Here is a 9,930-nt window from a genome sequence, read left to right on the forward strand (position 1 = left end):
CCTTCCGGATCCGGCTTCGTGGAAGCGGAACGGGCGGAGACTTAAAAACGCCGGACGGGCGGCCCGAGGGTCGCGAAAAAAATATGACTGGCGACACGAAGGCCGCCCGTCTTCCCACCACCCTTACCGAAGGGTGGGTTCCATGAAATGGCCAGACGCGAGCAGCGGGCGTGGCGAGGATGGCGCGCGTCCACCTGCCACGACCAGGGTCGGCCCTTCGCTTTTCCCTTAAGGGCATGCCATTGCAAATCGACCGCACTCGCGTCATTAAGCTCCCGTCCTCGACGCGCCGACAATGGAGGTACCGCATGACAACGACCCGCACTGAAACCGATACGTTTGGCCCGATCGAGGTGCCCGAGGACCGCTATTGGGGCGCGCAGGCGGAGCGCTCGCGCGGCAACTTCAGGATCGGCTGGGAGAAGCAGCCTCTGCCGATCGTGCGCGCGCTCGGCATCGTCAAGCGTGCGGCGGCGGAAGCGAACGTGGAGCTCGGCCGGCTCGACCCCGCGCTCGGCAAGGCGATCACCGAGGCCGCGCAGGAGGTGATCGACGGCAAGCTCGACGAGCACTTCCCGCTCGTCGTGTGGCAGACGGGCTCCGGAACCCAGTCGAACATGAACGCCAACGAGGTGATCTCCAACCGGGCGATCGAGATGCTGGGGGGAGAGAGAGGCTCCAAGAAGCCGGTCCATCCCAACGATCACGTCAATATGAGCCAGTCGTCCAACGACACCTATCCGACCGCCATGCACATCGCCTGCGTGGAGGAGATCTCGCACCGGCTCCTGCCGGCGCTCAAGAAGCTGCACGGCGCGCTCGATGCCAAGGCGAAGGCCTGGGATCACATCATCAAGATCGGCCGCACCCACACGCAGGACGCCACGCCGCTGACCCTCGGCCAGGAATTCTCCGGCTATGCGGCGCAGGTGGAAAACGGCATCGCCCGCATCGAAAGCACGCTGCCCGGCTTGATGCAGCTCGCCCAGGGCGGCACGGCGGTGGGCACCGGCCTCAACGCCCCTGTCGGTTTCGCCGAGAAGGTGGCCGAGCGCATCGCCGCCATCACCGGCCTTTCCTTCACCACCGCGCCCAACAAGTTCGAGGCGCTGGCCGCGCACGACGCGATGGTCTTCTCCCATGGCGCGATCAACACGGTGGCCGCCTCGCTCTTCAAGATCGCCAACGACATCCGCTTTCTCGGCTCCGGCCCGCGCTCGGGGCTGGGTGAACTGGCGCTGCCGGAAAACGAGCCAGGCTCGTCCATCATGCCGGGCAAGGTCAACCCGACCCAGGCGGAAGCGCTGACCCAGGTCTGCGTGCAGGTCTTCGGCAACCACGCCGCGCTGACCTTCGCCGGCAGCCAGGGCCATTTCGAGCTCAACGTCTACAACCCCGTCATGGCCTACAACTTCCTGCAGTCGGTGCGGCTGATGGCCGATGCGGCGGTGTCCTTCACCGACAACTGCGTCGTCGGCATCGAGCCGCGCGAGGACAACATCAAGGCCGGGCTCGAGCGCTCGCTGATGCTGGTCACGGCGCTGGCGCCGGCGATCGGCTACGACAACGCGGCCAAGATCGCCAAGACCGCGCACAGACAAGGCACGACCCTGCGCGAGGAGGCGCTGAAGAGCGGCCTCGTCTCGGAGGAAGACTACGACAAGCTCGTGCGGCCGGAGAAGATGATCTCGCCGGCATGAGCCGCGGGCGCGGGTAGCTAGGGCAATCCCAGGAAAAGTGGAAACCGGTTTTCCGTCCGGAATTGCGACAAAGCAAGGAGTTGGACCAGTTCATCGATTCCATGAAACGATGAACTGGTCTATGCTGGCGGAGCCGCGGATGGCAGGAAGCCAGCACGCGCGGGCAAGGCGCCGGGTCAACGAAAATGAGGACCCATCCATCGGAAGAAGGAGGCGGGCCTACCTTTTGGGGTGTTCTGCCTAGAATCTGCCGCGCCTATCGTGCCCGGTGGACATGCGCTCCGCAGCCGTCCGTTTCACGCACTTGTGGAGATGCGACATGAGCACCGCACAGAGCCAGCCGGAGCTCGTCAAAACCGAGTACATCGACTTCTGGAACGACATCCTCGTTCCGAAATTCGTCCTCTGGAAGCACATCATCGTCGACGGCCTGACGCTGCACAGCGCTCAGGTGTTTCCCAAGCTCGAGGTTCGGGAAGGCGATCGGGTGGTCGATGCCGGCTGCGGCTTCGGCGACACGGCGATCCTGCTCGCCAAGCGCGTCGGCCCCACCGGCCACGTGTTCGGCCTGGACTGCTGCGGCGCCTTCCTCGAATACGGCCGCAAGGATGCTGAGGCGGAAGGCATCGACAATGTCACGCTCATCGAAGCGGACGTGCAGACCTATCCTTTCGAGCCGGTGCACGATTTCTGCTTCTCGCGCTTCGGCACCCAGTTCTTCGAGAACCCGGTGGCGGGCCTGCGCAACATGCGCAAAAGCCTGAAGCCCGGCGGCATCATGACCATGATCGTGTGGCGCGATCTCACCGAAAACCCGTGGCTGGCGATCCCCAAGGAGGTGGTGCTGCGCTATCTGCCGCCGCCCGGCGAGGATGCGCGCACCTGCGGCCCCGGCCCGTTTTCCATGGCCGACACCAATGTGGTCACCAAGCAGCTCGAGATCGCCGGCTACACCGACATCGCTTTCGAGCGCATCGATGCCGACGTGCTCGTCGGCCGGGATGCCGAGGAGGCGATCGCCTTTCAGATGGAACTTGGTCCGGCGGGCGAGATCTGCCGCGAGGCCGGCGAGGAGACCGAGCGGCACCGTGACGAGATCATCGCCGCGCTGAAAGCCGCGTTGGCTCCGTTCCAGAAGCCGAACGGCATCATGATGCAATCGAGCTCCTGGATGGTGACGGCAAGGAACCCAGGCTGATCCCGGGAAATTCCACATGGTGGTCGAGCCTGCTGCGGTTCTCGATGCCGAGGTTGGGGAGAATCTCATGATAGATTGGGCTATCGAAGCCAGCACTTTCGGCAACTGCAACTGCGACTATTGCTGTCCCTGCCAGTTCGAGCTGCGCCCCACCCACGGCGATTGCAAGGGCGTGGAGGTGGGCCGGATCGAGCGGGGCCATTTCGGCGATGTCGTCCTCGACGGCCTTCACTGGGCGCTGCTCTTCGCCTGGCCGAGGGCCATCTTCGAGGGCAACGGCACGATGCAGACGATCATCGACGAACGCGCGGACGAGACGCAGCGCAAAGCGCTGCGCACCGTGCTCCATGGCGGCGAAACCGAAGAGGCCACGACCCACTGGTGGGTCTTCCACGCCATGTCCAGCACCGTCCATGAGCCGATCTTCAAGCCGATCGACTTTGAGGTGGACCACGAAAAGCGCACGGCGCGGGCCACGATCCCCGGCATCCTGGAAACGAGCGGACGGCCCATCATCAGCCCGGCAACCGGCGAGGAGCACCGGGTGCGCATCGACATCCCTGCCGGCATCGAATTCGAGATCGCCGAGATCGGCAGCGCCTCGACGAAGGCGACCGGACCGATCGCACTCGACCTGAAGGACAGCTACGGCCAGTTCAACATGCTCCATCATACGGGCAAGGGGGTGATCCGGAGCCGGAAGTGAACGGCTGCGTGTCTTCGCCGGCGCGTGCCTCAGTCTCGGGAGGCAACCGGAAAGCCGAGGTCTTTTGATCTATGAGGAGGTAGTCATGGCTTACGTCGACTGGATGATCCGGGGACCGGAAATCGGAATGTGCAACTGCGACTGGGGATGTCCCTGCCAGTTCAACGCGCCGCCCACGCGGGGCAATTGCCGCGCGGTGGCGGGCTTGCGCGTCGACGAGGGGCACTTCGGCGACGTGCGGCTCGACGGGCTTAAGGCGGTGGCCATCCTCGCCTGGCCCGGCGCCATCCACGAAGGGCACGGCGAGGTTCTGCCGATCGTCGACGAGCGCGCGAGCCCCGAGCAGCGCGGGGCGCTCTTGACGATCCTCGGCGGCGAGGAGACCGAAGAGTTCGCGACGATCTTCAACGTCGTCAAGGCGACGACGGAGACCGTCCACGAGCCGCTTTTCCTGCCGATCGAGTTCGAGGCCGATGAGGAGAGCCGGACCGGGCGCGTTTCGATTCCCGGTATCCTCGAGGCCAGCGCCGAGCCGATCCGCAATCCCGTCACCGGCGCCGAGCACCGCGCCAAGGTCATGCTTCCGTACGGCTTCGAATACACGGAAGCGGAATATGCGAGCAGCAACGTGAAGACGACCGGTACGGTCGAACACGACTGGACCAGCCGCCACGCCCATTTCTGCATGCTGCATCTGGGGCCCTACGGCATCATCCATTGAGGTGAGGTCATGGCCACCTCGACGCTCGAAGCCGTGCTGACGCGCGACCGTCTTCTCGTCGCCGCGAGCCTTGCCGGGCTCTGCCTGCTCGCCTGGCTGTTTCTCCTTCATCTGGCGTTGCAGATGGAAACGATGGACGGCATGGCGGGGCGCATGATGGGCATGGACGTCGAGGATGCCCTGTCGAACCGCCTCGCCGCGGCGGTGGGACCGGCGGCGGCCGCGCTGGCGGATGCCGCCGTCAACTTCACCCTCGTCACACTGATGTGGGCGGTGATGATGGTCGGCATGATGCTGCCGAGCGCGGCACCCACTATCCTCCTCTTCGCCGCGCTGGAGCGCAAGCGGGCGGCGAAGGGCGGGATCGGTGGGCGGACCGCGGCCTTCGTCGCCGGATATCTGGCGATCTGGAGTGTCTTTTCCCTCGCCGCGGCGGCGGTGCAGACAGCGCTCGCCCATGCCGGCCTCGTATCCATGCACCTGGCGGCGACGAGCACCATGCTTGCCGGTGCGATCTTCCTCGCCGCCGGGCTCTACGAACTGACGCCGCTGAAGGACCGCTGTCTCACCCATTGCCGCTCGCCGCTCGAATGGATCCCGCGCCACATGCGGCCGGGCCGGCTGGGTGCGCTGCGCATGGGGGTGGAGCATGGCGCCTACTGCGTCGGCTGCTGCTGGATACTGATGCTCCTGCTCTTCGTCGGCGGCGTCATGAACCTGATTTGGGTAGCAGTGCTGGCGGCCGTCGTGCTCGTTCAGAAGCTCCTGCCCGGCGGCCTCATCCTGACGCGGATCACCGGCACCGTCCTTGCCGCCTGCGGCATCGCGCTCCTCGCCATGCCTCTACTGACGGCGTGAGCCTTACCAGTGGTGGGGGGGGGGACCCCCCACCACCGGATCAATAGCTTGTGGGCTGACTTGTCCAAACAGATGGGTACCATCTGTTTGGGTCAGACCACCAGGCCCCGAGACCCGCCGATTGACACAGGCGATACTTCCAGTCGAAAAATACGCTCTGCCCTGATTCCCTTCCGGCCAGCGTCGGAGACCTCTTGGGGAGCGCGGGTGGAAACACTGCGTCAACAAAAGTGACCGTATCCACGTTGGCGCAGATCCTGTATGTGGCCGCTTCCTTTCTCAACAGCGACGGATCCATCCGAATGTCAAACAGCGCACTCCTTCTTCTGGGGCGTATTCTTATCGCCGTGATCTTCATCTTCGCCGGCTTTGGCAAGCTCACCAATATCGGCGGCACCGCCGGATATTTCGGCAGCCTCGGCCTTCCCGTGCCCGTGCTCACCGCATGGGCGGTGGCGCTGGTGGAGCTTCTGGGCGGCCTTGCGGTGCTCATCGGCTTCAAGACGCGGATCGCCGCGATTGTGCTGGCGGCTTTCACGGTGGCATCGGCGTTGATCGCGCACCTGGATTTCGGCGACCAGATGCAGCTTACCCAGTTTCTCAAGAACCTGGCGATTGCGGGCGGCTTCCTGGTGCTGGTGGCCCAGGGTGCCGGCGCGCTGTCGCTGGATGGGTGGCGCAGCTGATTTCCTGCCACGCCGAACAAATGGGCCCGCCGAAAGGCGGGCCTTTTTCATGCTGCAAGCATGGAAAATCCGTTCGCATACCGCCATCACGGGAGAGTGATGCCGGTAGCCAACCTGCTCAAAACGCGGTGAGATGGGATGCGGCGGATTGCGTGGCGGTAGCGAAAGGGTCATGTAGAGCGCCCAAGCCCTTTCGGCAAAGGCGCGAGAATGACCATGGCGAGCGAAAAACCGGACACGGAGAAGCGCCGCATCCTATGGCGCTTCGCGCCCCTGGCGCTCGTCGTCCTGGCGCTCGTTGCCGGCTACGCCATGGGCTGGCATCGGTACTTGACCCTTGCCGCACTGGCCGACAGCCGCGAGATGCTGAAGGCCTATGTAACCGCGCATCCCCTGCTGGCACCGACGGTTTTCGCCCTCGTCTACGCCGCTGCGGTGGCGGCGTCCTTTCCCGCCGCATCGCTGCTCACAGTCACCGCCGGCTTCCTGTTCGGGTGGCTCTTGGGCGGCATGCTGGTGGTTGTCGCCGCCACCACCGGGGCGACGCTCCTGTTCCTGGCGGCGCGGACGGCGCTTGGCGATGTCCTGAAACGGCGGATGAGCGGGCGCGCCGCACGGCTGGCACAGGGTTTCGAGGAAGGCGCTTTCGGCTACCTGCTGGTGCTGCGTTTGGCGCCGGTCTTTCCTTTCTGGATAATCAACATCGCGCCCGCCTTCTTCAACGTGCGCCTGAAGACCTACGTAGCGGCCACGGCGCTCGGCATCGTGCCGGCCACTTTCGCTTATGCCTATCTCGGACACGGGCTGGATAGCGTGCTGATATCAGCGGCACGCTCGGGGCACGACCTCAGCCTCGCCGATCTCGTGACGCCGGAACTGACAACCGCCCTTGCCGCGCTTGCCGTTGTCGCGGCCATCCCCCTCATCATAAGAAAGGTGCGCGGAAAGCGGCTTTCCTGACCGTCAGGCCGCCAACGCTCGTTACACCGAGGCAAACGCTCATGGCCACACTGCTGGAACCGGATATCTGCGTCATCGGCGGCGGCTCGGGCGGGCTGACGGTCGCCGCCGCGGCCGCTTCCTTCGGCGTGCCCGTGGTGCTGATCGAAAAGGGCAAGATGGGCGGCGACTGCCTGAACTACGGTTGCGTGCCCTCCAAATCCCTGATCGCGGCGGGCAAGCAGGCGCACCGGCTTTCTCAAGGCCCGGCCTTCGGCGTGGCCGAGGCGGAACCGCAAGTCGATTTCGCCAAGACGATGCGGCATGTGGAGCGGGTGATTGCGGCCATCGCGCCCAACGATTCGGTCGAGCGCTTCACCGCTCTCGGCGTGAACGTCATCCAGGAGGAAGCGCGCTTCACCGACGCGCGCACCGTGACGGCGGGCGATCATACGATCCGCGCCCGGCGTTTCGTCATCGCCACCGGCTCCTCTCCCGTTGCGCCGCCGATTGCGGGGCTCGACTCTGTCCCCTACTTCACCAACGAGACAATTTTCGCACGCAAGCGCCTTCCCGCGCACCTGATCGTCATCGGCGGCGGGCCGGTCGGCCTGGAGCTTGCGCAGGCGCACCGCCGCCTTGGCGCCCGCGTCACCGTCGTCGAGGCGATGGCCGCGCTGGGCAAGGACGATCCGGAGCTGGCCGCGGTGGTGCTGAAGCGCGTCCGCGCCGAGGGGGCGGAGATCCTCGAGAACACGAAGGTGGCGCGGGTGGAAAAGCATGGCCGCAGCGGCGTGCGCGTGCATCTGGAGGGCGAGGGCAGCGCCCGGACACTCGACGGCTCGCACCTTCTCGTAGCAGTGGGGCGGCAGCCCAATGTGGAGGCGCTGGCGCTGGAGAAGGCCGGCATCGCCTACACCGCCAAGGGCATAAGGGTATCGGCCAAGCTGCGCACCACCAACCGGCGCGTCTATGCCGTCGGCGACGTGGCGGGCGGATTGCAGTTCACCCATGCCGCCAACTATCACGCCGGCCTCGTCGTTCGCGCCACCCTCTTCCGGCTGCCGGCGAAAGAGAACCGGGCCCTCATCCCGTGGGTGACCTACACGGATCCGGAGATCGCCCATATCGGGCTGACGGAGGCGGAGGCGCGTAGGCGCGGCAGCCGCGTCAGGGTACTGCGCTGGCCCTATGCGGAGAACGACCGCGCGCAGACCGAGCGCAGCACCGAGGGCTTCATAAAGCTCGTCGCAGGCCGGCGCGGGCGCATCCTCGGCGTCTCCATCGTCGGCGAGGGCGCCGGCGAGATGATGAATTTCTGGTCGCTGGCACTCGCCAAGCGCATGAGCGTGCGCGATATCGCCGGCTATGTGGCGCCCTACCCCACCATGGGCGAGATCGGCAAGCGCGCGGCGATCTCCTATTACGCCGAGGCGGCCCGAAAGCCCGTGGTGCGTGGACTGATCCGCTTTCTGCGTTTATTCGGTTAGATACCGGCGCACGGCCAGCAGGCGGCGCCGGCCACAGACGCGGCAGAGAACGACGATGGCGGACGAGCGGCAGAAAGACGGCAAGGAAGCGGGCGAAGCCGGCGCGGTTCCGCTGACGCGCGGCCTGTCGACCAAGCTCCTCTTGCTCACCATCCTCTTCGTGATGGCCGCGGAGGTGCTGATCTTCATCCCCTCCGTGGCCAATTTCGGCCTGCAGTGGATGAGCCAGCGGCTGCAGACCGTGGCCGCCGTCGGCGTGGTGTTGATGGAGGGCGATACCGACAACCTCAGCCGGCAGGCCAGCAACGACGTGCTCATGGCGATGGGCGCGAAGGCGATCGCCGTGCGCGACGAGGGCAGCGCGCGCCTGCTGGTCGTCTCCGAGATGCCGCCGGAAGTCGACATGCATGTCGATCTCGATGAAGTCGGCCCACTGCAAGCGATCGTGCGCGCCTTCGACACGATGTTCTTCGGCGGCGACAGGATACTGCGCATCTACGGCCGCGTCGGCGAAAGCCGGAGCCAGTACGAGATCGTCATCCCCGACAGCGCGTTGCGCTCGGCCATGCTGGTCTATGCGCGCAACGTGGCCGTGCTTTCGCTCATCATCTCGCTGATTACCGCGACACTGGTCTTTTATGCCATCAACCGCATCATGATCGGACCGATCCGCGCCATGACGCGCTCGATGCTGGCCTTCGGTGCGGCGCCGGACGATGCGGAGCGCATCATCAAGCCCGAGGACAGGGGCGACGAGATCGGCATCGCCGAGCGCGAGCTCGCCGGCATGCAGAAGACGCTCCATCGCACCCTGGGCGAGCGCAAGCGCCTCGCCGATCTGGGCCTTGCCGTCTCCAAGATCAACCACGACATGCGCAACATGCTGGCGTCCGCGCAGCTCATGTCCGACCGGCTGGCGCAGGTTTCCGACCCGGCGGTGCAATCGCTGACGCCGCGGCTGGTGCGCACGCTGGATCGGGCGGTCGCCTATTCCGAGGGCGTGCTCGCCTATGGGCGGACGCAGGAGGCGCCGCCGACACGCCGGCGGCTGCGCCTTTACCAGCTTGTGGACGATGTACACGCCACGCTCGCCATCGACCCGGCGAGCGGCATCGAATTCGTCAACGAGGTGGAGCCCACCCTGGAAGTGCACGCGGACGCCGAGCAGCTTTTCCGCGTACTCGCCAATCTGTGCCGCAACGCCGTCCAGGCCATGTCCGGGGAAAGCGAGGCGGCACTGGTGCGCCGGCTGACCCTTTCGAGCGCGCGCGCGGAACGGCTGGTGCGCGTCTTCGTGACGGACACGGGCCCCGGCCTGCCGCCGCGGGCGCGCGAGAACCTTTTCGCCGCCTTCCGCGGCGCCGCCAAGAGCGGCGGCACTGGCCTCGGTTTGGCGATCGCCCAGGAGCTGGTGCATGCCCATGGCGGCGAGATCACGCTTGTGGAAAGCGGCAGCGGCCACACGGTCTTCTGCATAACCCTCCCCAACGGGGGCAGCTACGGACGGCCGAGCGCCCAGCCCAGTCCGAAACGCCAGACGGCGAACTAGAGCATGTCCTGTGATCGATGAATCGATTGTGATGTGACGGCGACATTTTGTTCTGATTCAACCTCCATTTTGACGGAGGTGGA

At 65.7% G+C, this 9,930-nt stretch carries 9 protein-coding genes; all 9 read left to right on the forward strand.

What is annotated here, in order from left to right:
• Positions 1–308: 308 nt before the first annotated feature.
• The 9 genes from fumC to GM910_RS26690 all read left to right on the forward strand — a co-directional run bounded on the left by fumC (position 309) and on the right by GM910_RS26690 (position 9,847).
• Positions 309–1,700, forward strand: a complete 1,392-nt coding sequence (gene fumC, locus GM910_RS26650) for a class II fumarate hydratase (protein WP_159593885.1) — start codon at positions 309–311, stop codon at positions 1,698–1,700.
• Positions 1,701–2,019: 319 nt separating this feature from the next.
• Positions 2,020–2,898 (forward strand): class I SAM-dependent methyltransferase, encoded by an 879-nt coding sequence (locus GM910_RS26655; protein WP_159593887.1) that lies wholly within the window; start codon positions 2,020–2,022, stop codon positions 2,896–2,898.
• 16 nt (positions 2,899–2,914) lie between these two features.
• Positions 2,915–3,604, forward strand: a complete 690-nt coding sequence (locus GM910_RS26660) for a DUF1326 domain-containing protein (protein WP_201285612.1) — start codon at positions 2,915–2,917, stop codon at positions 3,602–3,604.
• Positions 3,605–3,689: 85 nt separating this feature from the next.
• Positions 3,690–4,325, forward strand: a complete 636-nt coding sequence (locus tag GM910_RS26665) for a DUF1326 domain-containing protein (protein WP_159593889.1) — start codon at positions 3,690–3,692, stop codon at positions 4,323–4,325.
• Between the two features lie 9 nt (positions 4,326–4,334).
• Positions 4,335–5,183 carry a DUF2182 domain-containing protein gene (locus GM910_RS26670; RefSeq protein WP_159593891.1) on the forward strand — a complete coding sequence of 283 codons (849 nt, stop codon included), beginning with the start codon at positions 4,335–4,337 and terminating at the stop codon, positions 5,181–5,183.
• A gap of 302 nt (positions 5,184–5,485) precedes the next feature.
• Positions 5,486–5,869 carry a DoxX family protein gene (locus GM910_RS26675; RefSeq protein WP_159593893.1) on the forward strand — a complete coding sequence of 128 codons (384 nt, stop codon included), beginning with the start codon at positions 5,486–5,488 and terminating at the stop codon, positions 5,867–5,869.
• Positions 5,870–6,085: 216 nt separating this feature from the next.
• A complete protein-coding gene (locus tag GM910_RS26680) occupies positions 6,086–6,829 on the forward strand; it encodes a TVP38/TMEM64 family protein (protein WP_246226397.1) in 744 nt (247 codons plus the stop codon).
• Positions 6,830–6,870: 41 nt separating this feature from the next.
• Positions 6,871–8,298: a dihydrolipoyl dehydrogenase family protein gene (locus GM910_RS26685; RefSeq protein WP_159593897.1), complete on the forward strand. Its 1,428-nt coding sequence runs from the start codon at positions 6,871–6,873 to the stop codon at positions 8,296–8,298.
• A 55-nt stretch (positions 8,299–8,353) separates the two neighbouring features.
• On the forward strand, positions 8,354–9,847 hold the full coding sequence (locus GM910_RS26690; RefSeq protein WP_159593899.1) for a sensor histidine kinase: 1,494 nt from the start codon (positions 8,354–8,356) through the stop codon (positions 9,845–9,847).
• The last annotated feature ends 83 nt before the right edge of the window (positions 9,848–9,930 follow it).

Origin of the sequence: Chelativorans xinjiangensis, from assembly GCF_009812055.1 — a bacterium.
Classification (GTDB): domain Bacteria; phylum Pseudomonadota; class Alphaproteobacteria; order Rhizobiales; family Rhizobiaceae; genus Chelativorans; species Chelativorans xinjiangense.

Bases quoted from the DNA above. Each gene is read 5' to 3' on its own strand.
- GM910_RS26690 (WP_159593899.1), top strand. From the start codon at position 8,354: ATGGCGGACGAGCGGCAGAAAGACGGCAAGGAAGCGGGCGAAGCCGGC.
- GM910_RS26685 (WP_159593897.1), top strand. From the start codon at position 6,871: ATGGCCACACTGCTGGAACCGGATATCTGCGTCATCGGCGGCGGCTCG.
- GM910_RS26655 (WP_159593887.1), top strand. From the start codon at position 2,020: ATGAGCACCGCACAGAGCCAGCCGGAGCTCGTCAAAACCGAGTACATC.
- GM910_RS26660 (WP_201285612.1), top strand. From the start codon at position 2,915: ATGGTGGTCGAGCCTGCTGCGGTTCTCGATGCCGAGGTTGGGGAGAAT.
- GM910_RS26670 (WP_159593891.1), top strand. From the start codon at position 4,335: ATGGCCACCTCGACGCTCGAAGCCGTGCTGACGCGCGACCGTCTTCTC.
- GM910_RS26675 (WP_159593893.1), top strand. From the start codon at position 5,486: ATGTCAAACAGCGCACTCCTTCTTCTGGGGCGTATTCTTATCGCCGTG.
- GM910_RS26665 (WP_159593889.1), top strand. From the start codon at position 3,690: ATGGCTTACGTCGACTGGATGATCCGGGGACCGGAAATCGGAATGTGC.
- fumC (WP_159593885.1), top strand. From the start codon at position 309: ATGACAACGACCCGCACTGAAACCGATACGTTTGGCCCGATCGAGGTG.
- GM910_RS26680 (WP_246226397.1), top strand. From the start codon at position 6,086: ATGGCGAGCGAAAAACCGGACACGGAGAAGCGCCGCATCCTATGGCGC.